This is a genomic window from Klebsiella sp. MPUS7 (assembly GCF_009905335.1).
Taxonomy (GTDB): domain Bacteria; phylum Pseudomonadota; class Gammaproteobacteria; order Enterobacterales; family Enterobacteriaceae; genus Klebsiella; species Klebsiella grimontii.
The window spans coordinates 3460175-3482830 of record NZ_CP047604.1 but is presented as its reverse complement, the minus strand read 5'-3'; the positions used below and the strand labels follow the sequence as shown (position 1 = coordinate 3482830).

The 22656-nt window shown below is 56.4% G+C and carries 21 protein-coding genes; 15 read left to right on the top strand and 6 right to left on the bottom strand.

The window, feature by feature from the left end; translation table 11 throughout:
- Positions 1-49 precede the first annotated feature (49 nt).
- On the bottom strand, positions 50-697 hold the full coding sequence (gene grxB / locus GUC22_RS16280; protein ID WP_004131367.1) for a glutaredoxin 2: 648 nt from the start codon (positions 695-697) through the stop codon (positions 50-52).
- Between the two features lie 65 nt (positions 698-762).
- On the bottom strand, positions 763-1971 hold the full coding sequence (mdtH, locus tag GUC22_RS16275; protein WP_160183644.1) for a multidrug efflux MFS transporter MdtH: 1209 nt from the start codon (positions 1969-1971) through the stop codon (positions 763-765).
- Positions 1972-2200: 229 nt separating this feature from the next.
- On the opposite strand from mdtH, the gene rimJ reads away from it, so the two are divergent.
- From rimJ to murJ, 4 genes are all read left to right on the top strand, one after another.
- Entirely contained in the window at positions 2201-2785 is a 585-nt protein-coding gene (gene rimJ, locus GUC22_RS16270; RefSeq protein ID WP_004131378.1) for a ribosomal protein S5-alanine N-acetyltransferase, read from the top strand.
- Between the two features lie 9 nt (positions 2786-2794).
- Positions 2795-3442, top strand: coding sequence for a YceH family protein (locus tag GUC22_RS16265; RefSeq protein ID WP_049089972.1), 648 nt, complete (start codon positions 2795-2797; stop codon positions 3440-3442).
- A 2-nt stretch (positions 3443-3444) separates the two neighbouring features.
- Complete coding sequence (locus tag GUC22_RS16260; RefSeq protein ID WP_049085076.1) at positions 3445-4368, top strand: Gfo/Idh/MocA family protein; 924 nt, start codon at positions 3445-3447, stop codon at positions 4366-4368.
- Positions 4369-4480: 112 nt separating this feature from the next.
- A complete protein-coding gene (murJ, locus tag GUC22_RS16255) occupies positions 4481-6016 on the top strand; it encodes a murein biosynthesis integral membrane protein MurJ (protein WP_004137225.1) in 1536 nt (511 codons plus the stop codon).
- 52 nt (positions 6017-6068) lie between these two features.
- On the opposite strand, the gene GUC22_RS16250 is transcribed toward murJ, so the two are convergent.
- Positions 6069-7283 (bottom strand): MFS transporter, encoded by a 1215-nt coding sequence (locus GUC22_RS16250; RefSeq protein ID WP_024359551.1) that lies wholly within the window; start codon positions 7281-7283, stop codon positions 6069-6071.
- A 109-nt stretch (positions 7284-7392) separates the two neighbouring features.
- Here GUC22_RS16250 and GUC22_RS16245 point away from each other — a divergent pair, with 109 nt between their 5' ends.
- Positions 7393-8328: a LysR family transcriptional regulator gene (locus GUC22_RS16245; RefSeq protein WP_024359550.1), complete on the top strand. Its 936-nt coding sequence runs from the start codon at positions 7393-7395 to the stop codon at positions 8326-8328.
- A 35-nt stretch (positions 8329-8363) separates the two neighbouring features.
- Here GUC22_RS16245 and rne read toward each other — a convergent pair whose 3' ends face one another.
- Positions 8364-11612, bottom strand: a complete 3249-nt coding sequence (gene rne / locus GUC22_RS16240; protein ID WP_049130248.1) for a ribonuclease E — start codon at positions 11610-11612, stop codon at positions 8364-8366.
- A 697-nt stretch (positions 11613-12309) separates the two neighbouring features.
- On the opposite strand from rne, the gene rluC reads away from it, so the two are divergent.
- Positions 12310-13263 carry a 23S rRNA pseudouridine(955/2504/2580) synthase RluC gene (rluC, locus tag GUC22_RS16235; protein WP_004132333.1) on the top strand — a complete coding sequence of 318 codons (954 nt, stop codon included), beginning with the start codon at positions 12310-12312 and terminating at the stop codon, positions 13261-13263.
- A gap of 12 nt (positions 13264-13275) precedes the next feature.
- Here the strand turns inward: rluC and GUC22_RS16230 are convergent, their stop codons facing one another.
- Both GUC22_RS16230 and GUC22_RS16225 read right to left on the bottom strand, forming a co-directional pair.
- Positions 13276-14421, bottom strand: coding sequence for a dienelactone hydrolase family protein (locus tag GUC22_RS16230; protein WP_101868550.1), 1146 nt, complete (start codon positions 14419-14421; stop codon positions 13276-13278).
- Positions 14422-14610: 189 nt separating this feature from the next.
- A complete protein-coding gene (locus GUC22_RS16225) occupies positions 14611-15195 on the bottom strand; it encodes a Maf family protein (RefSeq protein ID WP_004132337.1) in 585 nt (194 codons plus the stop codon).
- A gap of 141 nt (positions 15196-15336) precedes the next feature.
- On the opposite strand from GUC22_RS16225, the gene yceD reads away from it, so the two are divergent.
- The 9 genes from yceD (at position 15337) to pabC (ending at position 22656) form a co-directional block, all read left to right on the top strand.
- On the top strand, positions 15337-15858 hold the full coding sequence (yceD, locus tag GUC22_RS16220; RefSeq protein ID WP_004131393.1) for a 23S rRNA accumulation protein YceD: 522 nt from the start codon (positions 15337-15339) through the stop codon (positions 15856-15858).
- Positions 15859-15874: 16 nt separating this feature from the next.
- Positions 15875-16048: a 50S ribosomal protein L32 gene (gene rpmF / locus GUC22_RS16215; protein ID WP_004101077.1), complete on the top strand. Its 174-nt coding sequence runs from the start codon at positions 15875-15877 to the stop codon at positions 16046-16048.
- 79 nt (positions 16049-16127) lie between these two features.
- Positions 16128-17225, top strand: coding sequence for a phosphate acyltransferase PlsX (plsX, locus tag GUC22_RS16210; protein WP_071830712.1), 1098 nt, complete (start codon positions 16128-16130; stop codon positions 17223-17225).
- Positions 17226-17278: 53 nt separating this feature from the next.
- Positions 17279-18232: a beta-ketoacyl-ACP synthase III gene (locus tag GUC22_RS16205; protein ID WP_004131395.1), complete on the top strand. Its 954-nt coding sequence runs from the start codon at positions 17279-17281 to the stop codon at positions 18230-18232.
- Positions 18233-18247: 15 nt separating this feature from the next.
- A complete protein-coding gene (fabD, locus tag GUC22_RS16200) occupies positions 18248-19177 on the top strand; it encodes an ACP S-malonyltransferase (protein ID WP_004132345.1) in 930 nt (309 codons plus the stop codon).
- A gap of 12 nt (positions 19178-19189) precedes the next feature.
- On the top strand, positions 19190-19924 hold the full coding sequence (gene fabG, locus GUC22_RS16195; protein ID WP_004131399.1) for a 3-oxoacyl-ACP reductase FabG: 735 nt from the start codon (positions 19190-19192) through the stop codon (positions 19922-19924).
- Positions 19925-20134: 210 nt separating this feature from the next.
- A complete protein-coding gene (gene acpP, locus GUC22_RS16190) occupies positions 20135-20371 on the top strand; it encodes an acyl carrier protein (protein WP_000103754.1) in 237 nt (78 codons plus the stop codon).
- 89 nt (positions 20372-20460) lie between these two features.
- Positions 20461-21702, top strand: a complete 1242-nt coding sequence (gene fabF / locus GUC22_RS16185; protein WP_004132347.1) for a beta-ketoacyl-ACP synthase II — start codon at positions 20461-20463, stop codon at positions 21700-21702.
- A 144-nt stretch (positions 21703-21846) separates the two neighbouring features.
- Complete coding sequence (gene pabC, locus GUC22_RS16180; protein ID WP_160183643.1) at positions 21847-22656, top strand: aminodeoxychorismate lyase; 810 nt, start codon at positions 21847-21849, stop codon at positions 22654-22656.

The following is a 22656-nucleotide window of genomic DNA, read 5'->3' as shown; positions in this document are numbered from 1 at the left end:
AAAAAGAGGCGTATGGCAGCGAAGGGCCAACCCTTCCGCTGCCTTCAGGTTAAATAGCCATTGAGGAAAGCAGGTTGATCTGCGTCTGTTTGGCCATGTTGTCACGATAGGCGGCCACCCGGCTCGGCCAGTTCACTCCGGCAACCAGCGTCAGATTCCTCAGCAGAGGGAAGAGATGAATATCATCTTCAGAGAGCTCTCCGTTAACGGCGTTAGGCTGGACGATCGATTTATCCAGCGCCCGCAGATCGTCGCTGATGTTCTTAACCAGACCGGGGGAATGGGCGAGATGGTCGGCAAAGCTGCCGATAGCCGCCTCTTTCTTTTTTACGAAATAGGCGCGCGCCTCTGGCGTTGCGAATTCATCAAACGCGGATTTGGCAAAGCGAGGGATGAGCAAGCGGTTAGCGTAGCCGTTGACCTTCCTGAGCCAGGTTTCAATCGCCGGATTACGCGCGCCGGTAAGCAGCGGTTTGCCGTCCAGCTTATCGACGTAGTGCACGATATCCATGCTTTCCGGCATATAGCGGCTATCGTCTTTTTGCAGGATTGGCGCCATCTTCTGGCCGATCATTCGGGTTGGGGTTACTTCATCATCGTTCAGGAGCGCGATCAGTTCGACGGGGATATTTTTCAGGCCGAAAATCATGCGGGCTTTAAGGCAGAACGGGCAGTGATCGTAGATATATAACTTCACGTTTCTCCTCCATTGTTACTGAACATCCTCAATTCAGTATGGAGGAGAAACGAAGGCCCGGCAAATCAGGTACGCGGCTCCAGCATTCCGGAGGCCGAACGTTTTGGACTGAACTGCCACCACAGCGCGATAAATGTCGCGAGGCCGATAACGCCCAGCATCAGCCATGGCAGCTCCGGCTGACCTGCGGCCTTACCGGCGTCGAACAGCCAGCCGCCGCCTGCGTAGCCGAAAGCGCCGCCGAAGGCTAATCCTAAACGGCTAAAGCCCATATAGCTGCCGCGCGCTCTGGCATCCGCCAGCGAAGCGCCCAGCGTCTCGCGTGCGGGTTCAGCGATAATTGAACCTATATAAAACACGCAGATCAGCGTAAACAGCTGCTGCAGATTGCTGCTCAGGCCAATCGGCATCATCGCGAAGGTCATGATCAGCAGGCCGGCCATCAGGCGATGCTCAAGGCGGAAGCGCTTTTCGCTCCAGCGGGCAATCGGGTACAGCAGCGTCAGCGAAATGGTCGCTTCAATGGCGTACATCCATTTTACCGCCGCCGGAGAACCCGCAATATCGTTAACCATGATCGGCAGCATTAGCATCACCTGCACCGCCAGCATGTAATATCCGGTTAGCGTCAATACGTAGGTGACAAAGCGTTTGTCGCGCAGCACGCGTCCCAGCCCTTCACGAACCGGCGTTTTGACCGTCGACAGCTTCCAGTCCGGGAGATACCAGGCGTTGAATGCCGCGCAGGCGATAAACAGGGCCGCCCCGGCGCTGCACACCAGACGAAAATCATATTGCAGCAGCCAGCTACCCAGCAGCGCGCCGATCACCGCCCCTGCGCTGTCCTGCATCATCAGGATAGAAAAGAAACGTCCGCGCTGGTGCGGGCGTACCAGCTTGACCACCAGCGCCGCCCGCGGCGGATCGAACAGCGTGCCGCCAAGACCTGAGAGAATGCAGGAGAGCCACAGCACCCATGGCTCATGGGCGACGGCCATCGCCGCGAAACCGGCCGCACGCATCAGCATACCGGTGACGATCATCGGTTTGGCGCCAAAACGGTCGGCAATGGCGCCGCCAAATATCCCTAAACCTTGCTGCACCAGCTGACGCAGTCCGAGCGCAATCCCGACCATCAGCGCAGCCCAGCCCATCTGGTCGACAAAGCGAATCGAGATAAGCGGGAATACGACGAAAAAGCCAAGTACGACCAGCATGTTATCGACTAACAGGAAATATTTACCCAGGCTCCTTGCCTGCGATACGCGGGACATTTCCCCTCCCGGGAAAAATAAGGATAAGCGCTGATATTCTGCGGGGATAATGGCTATTTTCCCAGCTAACTTGCGACAATATTTTTTTATCAAAATGCAAGAACGATAGAGCCTATTCATCGAAAAGCAGAGGTGGTGCAGAAAATGGTATGTTGCTGTTTTCACTCAACCGCGCAGGACAGGTATAGTAAAGTCAGCAAGTATTGCGTCTGGGGAACAGGAGAGGGGAATGTTTGGCTATCGCAGTAACGTACCGAAGGTGCGTTTGACGACGGACCGGCTGGTGGTACGGCTGGTGCACGATCGTGACGCCTGGCGTCTGGCCGATTATTACGCGGAAAATAAAGGGTTCTTAAAACCCTGGGAGCCGGTGCGCGACGACAGCCACTGTTATCCTTCCGGCTGGCAGGCGCGTTTATCGATGATTTCTGAGTTCCATAAGCAGGGCTCGGCGTTCTATTTTGCCCTGCTTGACCCGGAGGAAAAAGAGATCATCGGCGTGGCGAATTTTTCGAACGTGGTGCGCGGTTCGTTTCATGCCTGCTATCTCGGCTACTCCATCGGTGAGAAATGGCAGGGGCAGGGGCTAATGTATGAAGCGCTGACCTCGGCGATTCGCTATATGCAGCGCACGCAGCATATCCATCGCATAATGGCAAACTATATGCCGCATAATCAGCGCAGCGGCGATTTGCTGGCGCGTCTGGGCTTTGAAAAAGAGGGTTACGCCAAAGATTACCTGCTTATTGATGGGCAGTGGCGCGATCACGTACTGACGGCGTTGACGACACCGGACTGGACTCCGGGTCGCTAAGGAGACATCATGAAATATCAGTTAACCGCGCATGAAGCGCGGGTCATTGGCTGCCTGCTGGAAAAGCAGGTCACCACGCCGGAGCAGTACCCTCTATCGGTTAACGCGGTGGTCACCGCCTGTAACCAGAAAACGAACCGTGAACCGGTGATGTCGCTCAGCGAAAGCGATGTCCAGGATCTGCTCGATACCTTAGTGAAGCGCCATTATTTGCGAACGGTCAGCGGTTTCGGCAATCGGGTGACCAAATATGAACAGCGCTTCTGCAACTCTGAATTTGGCGATCTGAAATTATCCCCGGCGGAAGTCGCTATTATTACCACCTTGCTGCTGCGCGGGGCGCAGACGCCCGGTGAACTGCGCGGTCGCGCGCAGCGGATGCATGAATTCAGCGATATGGCGGAGGTTGAAAGCGTCCTCGAAAACCTGGCGACGCGGGAAGATGGCCCCTATGTCGCGCGTCTGCCGCGGGAGCCTGGCAAGCGTGAAAGCCGCTATATGCATCTGTTCTGCGATGATATGGATTCACTGATAACCGTCGTTGAGGCCGTGTCGCCCGCTGGCGACGATCTGCAGATGCGCGTAGAGGCGCTGGAAGCGGAAGTCGCCGAGCTTAAAGCGCGCCTGGATTCACTGCTGGCTCACCTGGGAGATTAAGCATGTCGGCAAAACTACGTATAGGAGTGGTTGGCCTGGGCGGTATTGCGCAAAAGGCGTGGTTACCGGTGCTGGGGGCCGCCGATGGCTGGACGCTACAGGCGGCGTGGTCGCCGGGCAAAGAGAAAGCGCTGCGTATCTGCGAAACCTGGCGGATTCCCTATGCGGATTCTCTGGAGCAACTGGCGGCGCAGTGTGACGCCGTGTTCGTGCATACTTCCACGGCTTCACATTATGAAGTGGTTTGTCGGTTGCTGAATGCCGGCGTTCATGTCTGCGTTGATAAACCGCTGGCGGATAAGCTCAGCGATGCGGAGACGCTGGTTGAGCTGGCCGCCCGCCGTCATCTCACGCTCATGGTCGGGTTTAATCGCCGTTTTGCTCCGCTCTATCGCGAGTTGAAGGCGCAGCTCGGAAACGCAGCCTCGCTGCGGATGGACAAACACCGCAGCGACAGCGTCGGCCACGATCTGCGCTTCACGCTGCTGGATGACTATCTGCACGTGGTGGATACGGCCTTATGGCTGGCGGGCGATAAGGCGCGTTTAAGCGGAGGAGCGCTGCACACCACGGCTCAAGGTGAGATGCTGTATGCCGAACATCATTTCACGTCCGGGATGATACAGATCACAACCAGTATGCACCGCCGCGCCGGAAGCCAGCGGGAGTGGGTTCAGGCGGTGACCGACGGCGGCTTATATGAAGTCCGCGATATGCGAGAGTGGCAGGAGGAGCGGGGACGCGGAGTGATACAGCGCCCAATTCCCGGCTGGCAGACCACCCTTGAGCAGCGAGGCTTCACCGGCTGCGCGCGGCATTTTATCGAATGCGTGCAAAATCAGACGGTTCCTGAAACGTCCGGGGAGCAGGCGCTGCTGGCTCAGCGGGTGGTGGATAAACTCTGGCGCGAAGCGATGAGCGAATAATCCGTTGTAACAACTGGCAGTAGTAATTCAGTATGAACCCGGTAGACTATCGCCACTTTCCCGCGCCCGCATTTGCGGGCGTTCTACTTCAGGGTTGTGGAATAACACGTTAATGAATCTATTAAAATCACTGGCGGCCGTCAGTTCGATGACCATGTTTTCGCGCGTGCTGGGCTTTGCGCGCGATGCGATTGTCGCACGTATTTTTGGCGCGGGGATGGCCACCGACGCCTTCTTCGTTGCTTTCAAACTCCCGAACCTTTTACGACGTATTTTTGCTGAGGGCGCATTTTCTCAGGCTTTTGTGCCGATTCTTGCTGAATATAAAAGCAAGCAGGGCGAGGATGCGACCCGCGTTTTCGTCGCTTATGTATCCGGATTGCTGACGCTGGTTCTGGCGCTGGTCACCGTTGCCGGTATGCTGGCGGCGCCGTGGGTGATTACCGTCACCGCGCCGGGGTTTGCCGATACGCCGGAAAAGTTCGCCCTGACCACTCAGCTCTTGCGCATCACTTTTCCCTATATTCTGCTGATCTCCCTGGCGTCGTTAGTTGGCGCTATCCTGAATACCTGGAACCGCTTTTCGGTTCCCGCTTTTGCCCCGACCTTCCTTAACGTCAGCATGATTGGCTTTGCGCTGTTTGCGGCCCCCTATTTTAATCCGCCGATGCTGGCAATGGCGTGGGCGGTAACGGTTGGTGGTATTTTGCAGCTTGCCTGGCAACTGCCGCATCTGAAAAAAATCGGCATGCTGGTGCTGCCGCGGGTCAACCTTAAAGATGCTGGCGCGGTGCGGGTGGTGAAACAGATGGGGCCAGCGATTCTCGGCGTCTCAGTCAGCCAGATATCACTGATCATTAACACTATCTTTGCCTCATTCCTCGTTTCCGGCTCCGTGTCGTGGATGTACTACGCCGATCGTCTGATGGAGTTTCCGTCCGGCGTGCTGGGCGTGGCGCTGGGGACCATTCTGCTGCCGTCGCTATCAAAAAGCTTCGCCAGCGGCAATCACGATGAATACTGCCGTTTGATGGACTGGGGATTGCGCCTGTGCTTCCTGCTTGCGCTACCGAGCGCGGTGGCGTTAGGGATCCTGGCCAAACCGCTGACGGTCGCGCTATTCCAGTACGGGAAATTTACCGCTTTTGATGCCGCGATGACCCAGCGTGCGCTGGTGGCGTATTCTGTCGGGCTGATGGGGCTTATTGTGGTGAAAGTGCTGGCACCCGGATTCTATTCGCGCCAGGACATTAAAACGCCGGTGAAAATTGCTATCGTCACGCTGATTATGACGCAGGTGATGAACCTCGCCTTTATTGGTCCACTGAAGCACGCTGGTCTGTCGTTGTCCATTGGTCTGGCGGCCTGCCTGAACGCCGCGCTGCTCTACTGGCAGCTGCGGAAACAGAAAATTTTTACGCCTCAGCCGGGCTGGTTCCTGTTCCTGCTGCGCCTGGTGATTGCGGTGATTATCATGTCAGCGGCGCTGTTGGGCGTGATGTACCTGATGCCGGAGTGGTCGCAGGGGACGATGCCGTTCCGCCTGCTGCGTTTAATGGTGGTCGTAGTCGCGGGTGTTGTCGCCTATTTCGCCACGCTGCTGCTGCTGGGATTTCGCGTGAAAGAGTTTGCTCGCCGTACGGCCTGAGCTGACTGAACGCAGTAAAAGCCGCTCTGCAGTTGCTGCAGAGCGGCTTTTTTTATCTGACGGTTCGCTGCGCGGATACGACCCTGGCGCTTTCCAGCAGGCGGATCCCGAGGGCAATCGCGCCGGTGATGACGGCCAGCGTCACCACACCGCTCCAGCCGGCCACCACATACAGTTTGCTTCCCAGCACTGAACCCAGCGACATGCCAATAAAGACGCCGGTGAACAGCAGCGCATTGAGACGACCGCGCGCCTGAGGTTCCAGGCCATACACCAGATTCTGGTGAGCCACGAGGCTGGATTGCAGTCCAAGATCAAAACCGACGGCCGAAATGGCGATCAGGATCAGCTGACCATGCGGCGGCAGTGCAGGCAGCAGAAACATCAGGGCAAACGAAACGGTAACCAGCGCGGCCCCCATTTGCGTGACTTTTTCCGCGCCGAACTTGTCGGCCAGGCCACCGGCCAGCGGCGCGGCGAGCGCCCCGGCGGCACCCGCTATACCAAAACCGCCGGCTACCGCGCTGCCCATCTGATAGTGCGCCAGCAACATGACCGCAAGCGTTGACCAGAAAGCGCTGAAGGCGATAGAGAGGAATCCCTGAGCGAATGCGGCGCGACGCAGGGCCGGATAGCGTTTCCACAGATGGGCCATCGATTTCATCAGCTGCGGATAGCTCAGGGTTGAGTGAATCTCAAAGCGCGGCAGGACGCGCCACATCACCAGCCCAATCAGCGCGATGCTGACCGCCGCCGCCTGATACATCACCCTCCAGCCGAATAGGGCGCCCACCAGTCCGCTGACGGTACGCGACAGCAGGATCCCCAGCAGCAGGCCGGTCATCACCGTCCCCACCATTTTCCCTTGCTTGCCCGCAGGAGCCAGAATCGCGGCTGCCGGTACGATATCCTGCGCCATGGTCGCGGCCATACCGATAAGCAGGCTGACAATCAGCAGGGAGGTCAGCTGACCGGTGAGGCTGCAAAGTAGCAGAAGGACGGCCAGCGCGGCGCTTTTCATCAGGATCAGTTTCCTGCGGTCGTGACGGTCGCCAAGCGGGAGAAGAAACAGTATGCCCAGCGCGTAGCCGGCCTGGGTCAGAGTCGGAACCAGACCCATGCCCTCAACGCTCAAATGCAGGTTAGCCCCCATCAGGGGTAACAGCGGTTGCGCGTAATAGATTGAGGCGACGCTGAAGCCCGCGCCCAGCGCAAGGATGAAAATAACCCACCCGGCGGCGCGGGTGGTGAGTGGAACTGGTGTCATGATGGATTCCTCTTAGAAGCGATGGCGCTATTTTTCCCCTAATCGCGCTGGCGCGGTAGATAGCCCGGTGGTAAAACGGTTATACGTTAAACGTATAGGCAAAATAAAAATGAAGAGGCAAGAGCGTATAGATCGTATCGAACTGATGCGTACCTTTATTCGTATTGTCGAGGCCGGTTCTCTCTCCGCCGCAGCGGCGCAGATGAATACAACCCAGGCGACGGTAAGCCGACGGCTTCAGTCACTGGAGGCGTTGCTTGGCGCAAAGCTGATTCTGCGTACCACCCACGCGATGAAGCTGACCGATGATGGTGAGCGCTGCTATCAGCACGCCCGCCAGGTCGTCGATGCCTGGCTGGCGCTCGAGGACGACCTGCGGATCACCGATGATCGGCCCGTGGGAATATTACGAGTGCGGGCGCCGCATGCGTTCGGTCAGCAGCAGCTGCTGGGGCCGCTGGTGGATTTTTTGCAGCGCTATCCCCAGCTGTCGGTGGAATGGATGCTGAACGATAAGACGGTTGATTTCCTGAGCGAGGGTATCGACTGCGCGATTCGCGTGGGAGCGGAGGTGGATCCGGCTACGGTATCGGTATTGCTGGCCGAGGTTCCACGCAGCGTAGTCGCGTCTCCGACGCTGCTGGCGAACTCGCCGCCGTTAAGCGCGCCGCAGGAGATGTCGATGCTGCCGTGGATAGCCATCAGCACGTTTTATCAGCACGAGGTGACGCTGCGGTCTCAGACGGATGAACAGATCGCCACCTTCGGTATCGCGCCGTGCCTGAGTACCGATAGCGTGCATGTCGCGCGTAATACCGCGCTGGCGGGGCTGGGCGCGGCGATCGTATCGAGCTGGGCGGTCGTGGAGGATATCGCCGCCGGGCGTTTGGTGGAGCTGTTCCCGCAGTGGCGAGCCTCGCCGCTGCCGGTCCACCTCGTCTATCCCTGGGCGCGCTACTATCCGACGCGGTTGCGTAAGTTTCTCGATCTGATGCGCGAGGTCATGCCTCAGGTAGCGGGGATGCAGCGGCCGGAAGGGGAATAAAAAAAGACCGGCCGCCAGGGCCGGTCTTGTAGAGGTTACTCTACGGACTGCGGACGGGTAGGTCCGGCAGTGGCTTTATGCGTGGCGCTATGGCCGCCAGCAGAGCCTTTACCGTCAAAATCAAAGTTCGGGCGAACCCAATCGCTTTGACGCGGCGCTTCGGGCACGTAGTCTGGTGCAGGCGCACGCGTCATCGGCGCCGTCGCGTGACGATTGGCGACCTTAACTACCGGCGCGGCTTCGACAGCTGGCTTAGCCTCAACCACCGGCTCCGCTACTGGCGCTGGCGCGGAAACGACAGGCGCTTCTTCAACAACCTCAGGCGCTTCTTCGGCTGCAGCAGGTTCGGCTACAACGGGTTCAGACACAGGGGCCGTTGCTTCCGGCTCGACGGCGTCTTTCGCATCAACTTCGACGGCTTCTGCGACAACGTCTTCGACTACGGCTTCATCGGCTTTTGCAATCAGCTGCGGCTGTTCATCAACCGGGGTGGCGATAGCTTCCGGATGGGTAGTTTCAACGACCGGGACTTCCGGTTCGTTAATCACCGCCACAGGTTCGGAGATGGCTGCGCTATCTTCGGCTGCTGCTGGCGCAATGACTTCAGAAACAACCGGCTCGGCGGCAGCCGCTGGCGTAATGATCGGCTCAGCCGCAGCGACGGAGAACTCCTGAACCGGAGCGTCTTCCTGCTGCTGGTCCTGCGGACGAACCACCGGATAGCGGATCCACACTTTGCCAGACGCCATTTCCGGCGATGCGCAGGCAACGGTCAGCGGCATCGGGGATTGCGTCGGGTAACGCTCATCACGGTAGCGACGACGGCGCTGGCCGCTTACGCGCAGGTGACGAGGCGAGCGACGCGAACGGCGCGGCATGCCGTTAGATTCGCGGGCTTCACCGTTGTCGTCATGTTCCGCAGCTGCCTCAACGACCGCCGGCAGATCGACTTTTGCCAGTTCAGTACGTGGAGCAACGGTTTCCGGCTGGACGACAGGCGCTTCGGTTACCTGCGCTGCGGCTACCGGCTCGACAACCTGCTCAGCGGCAGCCGATTCGAAACGAACCTTCTGCGCCAGCTGACGCGGTTTACGACGCGGCATAGTCTGGACGCGTTCTTCCTGCTCGCTATCCTGTACGATTGGCTCTTCACGGGTTTGCGTTTTGGCTTCCTGCGGAACCTGACGTTTATCATCGTTACGACGACGATTACGTTCGCGGCGCGGCTGCTGCTCGTCGCGAGCTTTGCCTTTTTCGCTATCTTCTACCGTGGTCTGGCGAATTTCGCGCGGCTCGGCGTTCTGCTGCTTCTCACGACGGTTACGGCGGTTTTCTTCGCGAGACTCCCGGCCTTCGCTATTCTCGGCACGACTATCACGGTTATCACGACTATCGCGATTATCCCGGTTGTCACGACGGTCATTGCGATCGCGGCGGTTGTTAGAACGCGGTTTACGACGCTCCTGCTGACGTTCGGATTTCTCTTCCGCTTTTTTCTCAACCTGAACTTCTGCCGGTTTAGTCTCTTCCGCGCCGGAGAACATATTTTTCAGGGCGCTGAAGAAGCGGGCAATCAGACCAGGCTGGGCCGGCGCTGCGGCCTTCGGTGCGGATGCGGCAGGCGTAACGGTAGCTGTTGCCCTCGTCGGCTCTTCCTGTGCCGGAGCCGGAGGGGCTTCAGGCATGACAAAAGCGGCCAGCGCCGGTTGTTCCGGAAGCTTACGCTCGGCCGGCTCTTCATCAGAAGGCATGGCCATCTCTTCTTCGTGCAGTTTCGGCAGCAGATAGCTCAGCGTGGAGGTTTCTTCGCCTTTACGCACGCGCAGAACGGAGTAGTGCGGCGTTTCCATCTGGTCGTTTGGCACGATAATGACGCGCACATCGGTCTGACGGGTTTCAATCGCGCTTACCGCAGCACGTTTTTCGTTCAGCAGGTAAGAGGCAATCGGCACCGGCACGATAGCGTGAACTTCTTTGGTGTTCTCTTTCAGCGCTTCTTCTTCAATCAAACGCAGAATGGAAAGCGACAGCGATTCGTTATCGCGCACGGTACCCGTTCCGCTACAGCGCGGGCAGACATGATGGCTGGACTCGCCGAGCGACGGGCTCAGGCGCTGGCGCGACATCTCCAGCAGTCCAAAGCGTGAAATATGGCTGATCTGGATCCGCGCTCGGTCCTGACGGACGGCTTCGCGCAGGCGGTTTTCCACCGCACGCTGATGGCGAACCGGGGTCATATCGATGAAGTCGATAACGATCAGGCCGCCAAGGTCGCGCAGACGCAGCTGACGAGCGATTTCATCTGCCGCTTCCAGGTTGGTGTTAAACGCCGTTTCTTCGATGTCGCCGCCGCGGGTGGCGCGTGCGGAGTTGATATCGATAGCGGTCAGCGCTTCGGTGCTGTCGATAACGATAGAACCGCCGGAAGGCAGACGCACTTCACGCTGGAAAGCGGATTCAATCTGCGATTCGATTTGATAGTGGCTGAACAGCGGGATTTCCCCGGTGTACAGCTTAATTTTGCTGCTAAAATCCGGACGACCCAGCGCCGCGATGTGCTGGCGAGCCAGCTCAAGCACTTTCGGGTTATCAATCAGAATTTCGCCGATATCCTGGCGCAGATAGTCGCGGAACGCGCGCACAATCACGTTGCTTTCCTGATGGATCAGGAACGGAGCAGGGCGATTTTCTGCGGCTTTCTGGATGGCTTCCCAATGCTTCAGGCGGAAGCTTAAGTCCCACTGCAGCGCTTCGGCGGACTTGCCGACGCCGGCGGTGCGAACGATAAGTCCCATGCCGTCCGGCAGCTCAAGGCTGGCCAGCGCTTCTTTAAGTTCGGTGCGATCGTCACCCTCGATGCGGCGTGAAATACCGCCAGCGCGTGGGTTATTCGGCATCAGCACCAGATAGCTGCCCGCCAGGCTAATAAAGGTCGTCAGCGCGGCGCCTTTATTGCCACGCTCTTCTTTATCAATCTGGACAATAACTTCCTGACCTTCACGCAGCACGTCCTTGATGTTCGGACGACCATGAGAATTGTAGTTGGCAGGGAAGTATTCGCGGGCGATTTCTTTAAGAGGGAGGAAACCATGACGCTCGGCACCATAATCAACAAACGCGGCTTCGAGGCTAGGTTCTATACGAGTGATTTTGCCTTTGTAGATGTTCGCTTTTTTCTGTTCGTGCCCGGGGCTTTCGATATCCAGGTCGTACAGGCGCTGCCCATCAACAAGGGCGACGCGCAACTCTTCCTGCTGAGTTGCGTTGATTAACATTCTTTTCATCGTAACTTACTCATTATTCTTACATTGACGACTAAGCTACGGGCAGAGTAACGCCTTACCGGGGGAAACCGATGGCCTCGTGTCTGTTTCACGTCGCCAACCTCACGGTTGTCGCGCGCTTAAGAGGCGCAGAGTGTCGGTCGCCTGTATTTCAAACGGAAACACAGCGCAATTATCAGGGGAACTGCCTGGGATGTATCACCAGAGAAGATTCCATTTATACCCATCGTTTTTCACGTAGCCGGCGTGGCGGCTTAACCTGCTCATCTTAATCATTTGATCCAGATGAGCGCCGGGATATCCCAGTGTGAACGCCTTCCTGCGCCGTGAAATCCATAGAGCCTGTACCGGTAAGGACTGCAACCCGCAGCCCGCTAACTGTCTGAAAGATCAATACGTCTTACGCCATTGCTGCGTTGATGATCGGTCAGACAAAATTGGTCATTCCGCTAATTTCTTGTTCTAACAAGTTTCAGTACGGAATACTGCATCATTATTCCATTGCTAAGCTTGTTATAGCAAGTTGACTTTCACCTTTTATCACCCGGTTACTCACAGTTTTTTCACCCGCGTATACAGATTGTTCTAATAACAAACAAAACGATGATGAAGCATACGGTGAAATCCGGATGATGATAAATATAAGCATATAAAAATGAGTGGCGCTAATGCGTCGGGCTATTTAAAATCGCGCACCATGAAAACTGAGATCCCAAGCGTAAAAATGGTTGCCATTGCTGATGATGAAGCCGGGCAACGTATCGACAACTTTTTGCGTACGCAGCTGAAGGGCGTACCGAAGAGCATGATTTATCGCATCTTGCGTAAAGGCGAGGTGCGGGTTAACAAAAAGCGCGTGAAGCCGGAATATAAGCTGGAAGCCGGCGACGAAGTGCGCATCCCGCCGGTCCGCGTATCTGAGAAAGAAGAAGAGGCGGTCTCTCCGCACCTGCAAAAAGTGGCCGCGCTGGCCGATGTGATTTTATATGAAGACGATCATATTCTGGTGCTTAACAAGCCTTCAGGCACTGCGGTCCACGGCGGCAGCGGGCTGAGCTTTGGCGTGATCGAAGGTTTGCGCGCGCTGCGCCCGGAAGCGCGTTTCCTGGAACTGGTGCATCGCCTTGACCGCGACACATCTGGCGTTCTGCTGGTCGCCAAAAAGCGCTCAGCGCTGCGTTCCCTGCATGAGCAGCTGCGCGACAAAGGCATGCAGAAGGATTACCTGGCGCTGGTACGCGGGCAGTGGCAATCGCATACTAAAGTGGTGCAGGCCCCGCTGCTGAAAAATATTCTGCAGAGCGGTGAGCGTATTGTGCGGGTTAACCAGGAGGGGAAACCTTCTGAGACGCGTTTTAAAGTCGAAGAGCGTTTTACTCATGCGACGCTGGTGCGCTGCAGCCCGGTAACCGGTCGTACGCATCAAATCCGCGTGCATACGCAATATGCCGGCCATCCCATCGCTTTCGACGATCGTTACGGCGACCGTGAATTTGATAAGCAGCTGGCAGGCACCGGCCTTAACCGACTGTTTCTCCATGCGGCGGCGCTGAAGTTTACCCATCCGGGGAGCGGCGAGATAATGCGCGTTGAAGCGCCTCTGGATAATCAGCTTAAGCGCTGCCTGCAGGTTTTGCGTAGCGCCAAATAACCGCCATCAGGCTCAGGGCTTGAGCCACCTGGCAAGCCAGGGGAAAACCTCATCCTGCTGTTCTTTATAAAAGACGTGGCCCAGTTCCGGCCACGTCTTCGTTTCCAGCTTATCCTGCGCGTTTTGCGACCCCCACACTGTATGCAATTTTGCGAAGGCATCGTTAACGGCTTCTGCCGGGAACAGCTTATCCTTGCCGCCGCTGTAAATGAGCATCGGTTTTGGCGCGGCGATGCTGGCGATATCGGGAATGTCGAGACGGCCGGATAAGCCTGGATGAAGCATATAAAAGGCCGATTGCCCGCGCAGGACGTTGTTGCCCGGCTGCATCAGGCCGCGCCAGGTACCAAACCAGGAGATAACGGCAGTCGCGGCCACTTTGTCAGACAGGGCGGCCAGTTGCCAGGCGCGAAAGCCCCCCATTGAGAAACCCAATACCCCGATGCGTGTATTATCCACCGCTGTTAAAGTACTGACGAAATCAACGGTACGCAGATCTTCATAGGCGACTTCACCTGCCAGCGAACGTCCAAGGTTAAAGTAGTTACTGGCCAGGGCCTGCTGCTGCTCGTAGACCATAGGCCCTCGATCTCCCCAGCCTGGGCTATCGATGGCTATCACGACGTAACCACGCTGCGCCAGTTCATCGCCGATGAACCGGCCGCTGAAAAATTTATCCGCCCACGCCTGGGCGCTGGCTAGCCGCGCGGCGTCACTCCAGGGGCGGATCAGCTTCTCCTTACCAATGTCAAACTTTGAGCCATGATCGTGTAACAGGACAATAGCCGGGTGAGGGCCGGGTGATTTTGGCGTCAACATCAGCGCGGCAATCCTGTTATCGTCGGTTACGTTGAAGGCCAGCTTCTCGGCGATATAGGTTCCCCGGTCTTCTCTCATGAGCGTTTGCGGCGCGAAGGGGATTGTCGACGCCGGGGTCAGCAGAGACTGCCGAAGCAGCATACGAGCCTGCTGTCGCCATTGATTAAAATTATGAGAGTGGCCAGAGAGCCACGAGTCCGGGTAGGTCATCTGCGCTTTCAACTGCTGCCACGAGGCGGGTAGATTGCCCTCTACGATGCCCTGGCGTTGCCAGTCATTGGCGTTGGCGCTGGCGGCGGCCAGCAGGGCGAGGGACAAAACCGTAGCGCGGGTAGGCATAATAGCTCCATTTAAAAATAAAACATCGTTTCATTATTTAATTGGATTGTAGTGGCGCTGGAAAAATAAACTGTGACAGGCGATGCATTAATTAAGTTGGAGTAAAACAGGCTCCGGCCGCCGGTCAGCGGCTAAAACGTTGCTTAAAGGCGGCTGACGGCCTCATAAAGAGGCCACATGAAATCGCGGTCAGGTGAGCAGAGGGTTACACTCCTCCCGGCGCAGCATCTGGCAGAGGGCAATGAGCGGCAAACCGACCAGCGCGTTGGGATCGCGTCCCTCGAGGCGGTCGAACAGCGTGATGCCTAACCCTTCGCTTTTAAAGCTTCCGGCGCACTGCAGCGGGTTTTCCTTGCGGATATAGCTCTCAATTTCCTGGTCGCTTAAACGGCGGAAATGAACGTCGAAAGGTTCGCATTCGGTTTGCAGGTGACCGTTGGCGGAATTGTACAGCGCCAGGCCGGTATAGAACGTGACGATGGTGCCGCTGGCCTTTCTCAACTGGCGATGGGCGTTTTCTTCCGTGTGCGGTTTGCCGGTAATTTCACCGTCCAGGACGCAAACCTGATCGGAGCCTATAATGAGGTGCTGAGGGTAGCGCGCGGCAAGGGCCTGCGCCTTCGCCTGCGCCAGACGCAGCACCAGCTGGCGGGCGGGTTCGCCGGGCAGCGGGGTCTCATCAACTTCCGGCGCCGCGCATTCAAAAGGCACCGACAGTTTTTCCAGCAGCATTCGCCGCCAGGGCGAGGTTGACGCGAGGATTAGTTCAGACATATTTTTTCATCCACATATAGCGCTTCGCAGAGCATCATTTTAAACTATGCGCCGCAATGTGTGCGAATAAATGGCAAAAGGCAACCTGAGGCTGCCTTTTTCTTTGACTCTATGACGTTACAAAGTTAATATGCGCGCCCTATGCAAAAGGTAAAATTACCCCTGACTCTCGATCCGGTTCGCACGGCTCAAAAACGCTTAGATTACCAAGGTATCTATACCCGTGATCAGGCTGTGCGTGTCGCTGATTCTGTTGTCAGCGTGGACAGCGATGTGGAATGCAGCATGTCGTTCGCTATCGATAACCAACGTCTTGCCGTGTTAAACGGCGATGCGACGGTGTCGGTAACCCTCGAATGTCAGCGTTGCGGGAAACCGTTCCCCCATCATGTCCACACAACGTATTGTTTCAGCCCCGTCAGAAATGACGAACAGGCCGAGGCACTGCCGGAAGCGTATGAGCCGATTGAGGTTAACGAATTCGGTGAAATCGATCTGCTGGCGCTGGTTGAAGATGAAATCATCCTCGCCTTGCCCGTAGTTCCGGTGCATGATTCTGAACACTGTGAAGTGTCCGACGCGGACATGGTCTTTGGTGAACTGCCTGAAGAGGCACAAAAACCAAATCCATTTGCCGTATTAGCCAGCTTAAAGCATAAGTAATTGAGGAGTAAGGTCCATGGCCGTACAACAGAATAAACCAACCCGTTCCAAACGTGGCATGCGTCGTTCCCATGACGCGCTGACCGCAGTCACCAGCCTGTCTGTAGACAAAGCTTCTGGTGAAAAACACCTGCGTCACCACATCACTGCCGACGGTTTCTACCGCGGTCGCAAGGTTATCGCTAAGTAATCACGCGAAAGCGTGATGAAGCTTAGTGAGGATTTCCCCGGGTAACTGGGGAATAACCGAACCGGGCAGCGACGATACCTTGACACGTCTAACCCTGGCGTTAGATGTCATGGGCGGGGATTTTGGCCCTTCCGTGACAGTGCCTGCAGCATTGCAGGCACTGAACTCTAATTCACAACTCACACTTCTTTTAGTCGGCGATCCCGACGCTATCGCGCCATTACTTGCCAAAGCTGATTTTGAACAACGTTCACGTCTGCAGGTTATCCCTGCGCAGTCGGTTATTGCCAGTGATGCTCGACCCGCGCAGGCCATTCGCGCCAGTCGCGGCAGCTCAATGCGCATCGCGCTGGAGTTAGTAAAAGAAGGGCGGGCGCAGGCCTGCGTCAGCGCGGGTAACACCGGCGCGCTGATGGGGTTGGCGAAGCTGCTGCTTAAGCCCATTGAGGGAATTGAGCGCCCCGCGCTGGTCACCATGCTACCGCATCAGTTGAAGGGCAAAACGGTGGTGCTGGATTTAGGCGCTAACGTCGATTGCGATAGCACGATGCTGGTGCAGTTTGCCGTTATGGGGGCGGTTCTTGCCGAAGAAGTTATCGGTATTAAGGATCCCCGGGTTGCGCTTCTGAATATCGGCGAAGAAGAGATGAAAGGTCTCAGCAGCATTCGTGACGCGGCGGCAGTTTTGAAAACCCTGCCAACCCTCAACTATATTGGGTATCTGGAAGCCAACGAATTGTTGACGGGCAAAACGGATGTTTTAGTTTGTGATGGATTCACGGGCAACGTCACATTAAAAACGATGGAAGGTGTTGTCAGAATGTTCCTTTCACTGTTGAAATCACAGGGAGAGGGGAAAAAAAGGTCGTGGTGGCTGCTTTTATTAAAGCGTTGGTTACAAAAAAGCCTGTCGAGGCGATTCAGTCACCTCAACCCCGACCAGTATAATGGTGCCTGTCTGTTAGGATTACGCGGTTCCGTGATTAAAAGTCATGGGGCTGCCAATCAGCGCGCTTTTTGCGTCGCGATAGAGCAGGCAGTGCAGGCTGTGCAGCGGCAGGTTCCTCAGCGAATTGCCGCTCGCCTGGAATCTTTATACCCTGCAGGTTTCGAATTGCCTGAAGGCGGCAGAAGCGGAAGTTCCAGGCCTCAAACCCGGATGACCGGAAACGACTGACGCCTCGCAGTTTGAGTTAACCCGGTATATTACCCAAGAGTGACTGAGCGTACATGTATACGAAGATTATTGGTACCGGCAGCTATCTGCCTGAGCACGTGCGTACGAACGCTGAACTGGAAAATATGGTTGATACGTCTGACGAGTGGATTGTTACTCGTACCGGTATCCGCGAGCGTCGTATTGCCGCACCGAATGAAACAGTTGCTACGATGGGCCTTGAAGCCGCTAAGAATGCGCTGGATATGGCGGGCGTCAAGCCGGAGCAAATTGGTCTGATTATTGTTGCGACTACCTCCGGTACCCATGCGTTTCCTAGCTCGGCTTGCCAGATTCAATCAATGCTGGGTATCAAAGGCTGCCCGGCGTTTGACGTTGCTGCGGCCTGCGCGGGTTTCACCTACGCGCTCAGCGTTGCCGATCAATACGTGAAAAACGGCGCGGTTGATTACGCTTTGGTGATTGGCGCTGACGTGCTGGCGCGCACCTGCGATCCTGCCGATCGCGGAACCATCATTATTTTTGGCGATGGCGCTGGCGCCGTTGTGCTGGGCGCTTCTGAAGAGCCGGGCATTATCTCTACGCATCTGCATGCGGATGGGAGCTACGGCGAACTGCTGACGCTGCCGAATGCCGATCGCGTCGAACCGGAAAACCCGATCTATCTGACGATGGCGGGTAATGAAGTCTTTAAGGTTGCGGTGACCGAACTGGCGCATATCGTGGACGAGACTTTAGCCGCGAATAATCTCGAGCGTTCGGCGCTGGACTGGCTGGTGCCGCATCAGGCCAACCTGCGCATTATCAGCGCCACGGCGAAGAAGCTGGGAATGTCGATGGATAATGTCGTCGTCACGCTCGACCGACACGGCAATACCTCGGCGGCTTCCGTTCCTTGTGCGCTGGATGAAGCCGTTCGCGATGGCCGCATTCAACGTGGTCAGCTTATTCTGCTGGAAGCCTTTGGTGGCGGGTTCACCTGGGGTTCCGCGCTGGTTCGTTTTTAGGATAAGGATTTAAACATGACGCAATTTGCTTTTGTGTTCCCGGGACAGGGCTCTCAGAGTGTCGGGATGCTGTCAGATATGGCGGCCGCTTACCCGGTAATTGAAGAGACGTTCCGTGAAGCCTCTGCGGCGTTGGGTTACGATCTGTGGGCGCTTGCGCAGCAAGGCCCGGCGGAAGAATTGAACAAAACCTGGCAGACTCAGCCGGCGCTGCTGACCGCTTCCGTTGCGCTGTATCGCGTCTGGCAGCAGCAGGGCGGTAAAACGCCTGTTCTGCTGGCGGGCCACAGCCTCGGCGAATATTCTGCGCTGGTATGCGCAGGCGTTATCGATTTTGCCGATGCCGTACGCCTGGTTGAGATGCGCGGCAAGTTTATGCAGGAAGCGGTACCGGAAGGTACCGGCGCGATGTCCGCGATCATCGGGCTTGACGACGCGGCGATTGCGAAAGCCTGCGAAGAGTCTGCCGAAGGGCAGGTCGTCTCTCCGGTGAACTTTAACTCGCCAGGGCAGGTTGTTATTGCCGGTAACAAAGAAGCCGTAGAGCGCGCTGGCGCAGCCTGTAAGGCTGCGGGCGCTAAACGTGCGCTGCCGCTGCCGGTCAGCGTACCGTCCCACTGCGCGCTGATGAAGCCTGCGGCGGAAAAACTGGCCGTTGAGCTGCAGAAAATCACCTTTAACGCGCCGACGATTCCGGTAGTGAATAACGTCGACGTGCAAAGTGAAACGGCGCCTGATGCTATTCGTGATGCCCTGATCCGCCAGCTGTATAGCCCAGTTCAGTGGACCAAAACCGTTGAGTTTATGGCTTCACAGGGCGTAGAGCATCTGTATGAAGTTGGCCCGGGTAAAGTCCTCACCGGCCTGACTAAACGTATTGTTGACACCCTGACCGCTTCCGCGCTTAACGAGCCGGCGGCGATGTCTGCGGCGCTTGAGCAATAAAAGAGGAAAACCATGAGTTTTGAAGGAAAAATCGCGCTGGTTACCGGTGCAAGTCGCGGGATTGGCCGCGCAATCGCTGAAACGCTCGTTGCCCGTGGCGCGAAAGTTATCGGGACTGCGACCAGCGAAAGCGGCGCGCAGGCGATCAGCGATTATTTAGGTGCTAACGGTAAAGGTCTGCTGCTGAATGTGACCGATCCTGCATCTATTGAATCTGTTCTGGGAAATATTCGCGCAGAATTTGGTGAAGTTGATATCCTGGTGAACAATGCCGGGATCACTCGTGATAACCTGTTAATGCGCATGAAAGATGATGAGTGGAACGATATTATCGAAACCAACCTGTCATCTGTTTTCCGTCTGTCAAAAGCGGTAATGCGCGCTATGATGAAAAAGCGTCATGGACGTATTATCACTATCGGTTCTGTGGTTGGTACCATGGGAAATGCGGGTCAGGCCAACTACGCTGCGGCGAAAGCGGGTCTGATTGGCTTCAGTAAATCACTGGCTCGCGAAGTTGCGTCCCGCGGTATTACTGTAAACGTTGTTGCTCCGGGCTTTATTGAAACGGACATGACGCGTGCGCTGACCGATGAGCAGCGTGCGGGTACGCTGGCGGCAGTTCCTGCGGGGCGCCTCGGCTCTCCAAATGAAATCGCCAGTGCGGTGGCATTTTTAGCCTCTGACGAAGCGAGTTACATCACCGGTGAAACTCTGCACGTCAACGGCGGAATGTATATGGTCTGACCGAGATTTGCGCAAAACGCTCAGGAACCGCGCAGTCTGTGCGGTTCACTGTAATGTTTTGTACAAAATGATTTGCGTTATGAGGGCAAACAGCCGCAAAATAGCGTAAAATCGTGGTAAGACCTGCCGGGATTTAGTTGCAAATTTTTCAACATTTTATACACTACGAAAACCATCGCGAAAGCGAGTTTTGATAGGAAATTTAAGAGTATGAGCACTATCGAAGAACGCGTTAAGAAAATTATCGGCGAACAGCTGGGCGTTAAGCAGGAAGAAGTTACCAACAATGCTTCCTTCGTTGAAGACCTGGGCGCTGATTCTCTTGACACCGTTGAGCTGGTAATGGCTCTGGAAGAAGAGTTTGATACTGAGATTCCGGACGAAGAAGCTGAGAAAATCACTACTGTTCAGGCTGCCATTGATTACATCAACGGCCACCAGGCGTAAGTGAACATCTCCAGGCGGTCATTCGACCGCCTGAGTTTTATCTACATTTTGTCCCACAAGAATCTATTTTCCCTCCCTGGAGGACAACCGTGTCTAAGCGTCGTGTAGTTGTGACCGGACTGGGCATGTTGTCTCCTGTCGGCAATACCGTAGAGTCTACCTGGAAAGCTCTCCTTGCCGGTCAGAGTGGCATCAGCCTGATCGACCATTTCGATACTAGCGCCTATGCAACGAAATTTGCTGGCTTAGTAAAGGATTTTAACTGTGATGACTTCATCTCGCGCAAAGAGCAGCGCAAGATGGATGCCTTCATTCAATATGGAATTGTCGCTGGCATTCAGGCCATGCAGGATTCTGGCCTTGAAGTGACGGAAGAGAATGCTACCCGCATCGGCGCCGCTATTGGTTCCGGTATTGGCGGGCTTGGCCTGATCGAAGAAAACCACAGTTCGCTGGTAAAAGGCGGACCGCGTAAGATCAGCCCATTCTTTGTTCCTTCCACAATCGTTAACATGGTGGCCGGGCATCTGACCATCATGTTTGGTCTGCGTGGACCAAGCATTTCCATCGCAACCGCATGTACTTCTGGCGTACACAACATTGGTCACGCCGCGCGCGTTATCGCCTATGGCGATGCTGACGCAATGGTCGCCGGTGGTGCGGAAAAAGCCAGTACCCCGCTGGGCGTAGGCGGCTTTGGTGCAGCGCGCGCGCTGTCCACTCGCAATGACAACCCGCAGGCGGCAAGCCGTCCGTGGGATAAAGAGCGTGATGGTTTCGTGCTGGGCGACGGCGCCGGCATGGTCGTGCTGGAAGAGTACGAGCACGCGAAGAAACGCGGTGCGAAAATCTATGCTGAAATCGTCGGTTTTGGTATGAGCAGCGATGCCTACCATATGACTTCACCGCCGGAAGATGGCGCTGGAGCAGCGCTGGCGATGGTGAACGCCATTCGCGACGCGGGTATTGACGCAAGCCAGATTGGCTACGTCAACGCCCACGGTACCTCTACGCCGGCGGGCGATAAAGCAGAAGCGCAGGCGGTGAAATCTGTCTTCGGCGACGCTGCCAGCCGCGTAATGGTGAGCTCGACTAAGTCAATGACCGGCCACCTGCTCGGTGCAGCGGGCGCAGTAGAGTCTATCTACTCCATCCTCGCGCTGCGCGATAGCGCCGTTCCGCCAACCATCAACCTGGATAACCCGGATGAAGGTTGCGATCTGGACTTCGTCCCGCACGAAGCGCGCCAGGTAAGCGGTCTGGAGTATACCCTGTGTAACTCCTTCGGCTTCGGCGGCACTAACGGCTCGTTAATCTTTAAAAAGGTGTGATGCGCGCCTGACGTAACATCTCGGTTGACGTCAATGCCCATCGAAAATTGGCCCGCTTGTCGGGCCTTTTTTTATTCGGTTTTCTCCGCTTGTTCAATGTCTCTCCTCCTGCGAAACTAACCGGCCAGCGATAAGGAGTCTTTTATGTTTTTAATCAATGGCGCTGAAAGTGAAACGCTCGCGGTGAACGATCGCGGCGTGCAGTTCGGCGATGGCTGCTTTACCACTGCGCGCATCCTCAGAGGCCAGGTTCAACTGCTGTCAGCCCATCTGGTCCGCCTGCAGACGACTTGTGAAAAGCTCTTTATCCCCTATGACGACTGGGCGCTATTAGCGCAGGAGATGGCGCGTCTGGCGCAGCCTCATCAGGATGGCGTGCTGAAGGTCATCATCACTCGCGGAGCGGGCGGCCGCGGCTATAGCGCCGCGGGCTGCGTCAATCCCACGAGAATTCTCAGCGTGTCGCCCAGGCCGGCCCACTATCTGCGCTGGTGCGAGGAGGGGATTTCCCTGTCGCTGAGCCCTGTCAGGCTGGGACGCAACCCTTCACTCGCCGGACTCAAGCACCTTAACCGGCTGGAGCAGGTGCTGATTCGTTCTCATCTTGAGCAGACGGACGCCGATGAGGCGCTGGTCCTTGACAGCGACGGGTGGCTTACGGAATGCTGTGCCGCGAACGTATTCTGGCGTAAAGGATCCGACGTCTTTACCCCGCGCCTCGATCAGGCGGGGGTCAACGGTATTATGCGCCAGTACATTCTCGCTAAGCTGGCACCATCGCCGTTTCGCGTTGTCGAAGCCACCATGCGTCCCGAGGCGTTACGCGAAGCCGATGAGGTCGTGGTCTGTAACGCCTTAATGCCGCTGGTGCCTGTTCGCCGCTGGAACGATAAATGTTGGTCCGCCCGCGAGCTTTACCATTTTTTAGCCCCTTTGTGTGAGCTGTCTGATTAG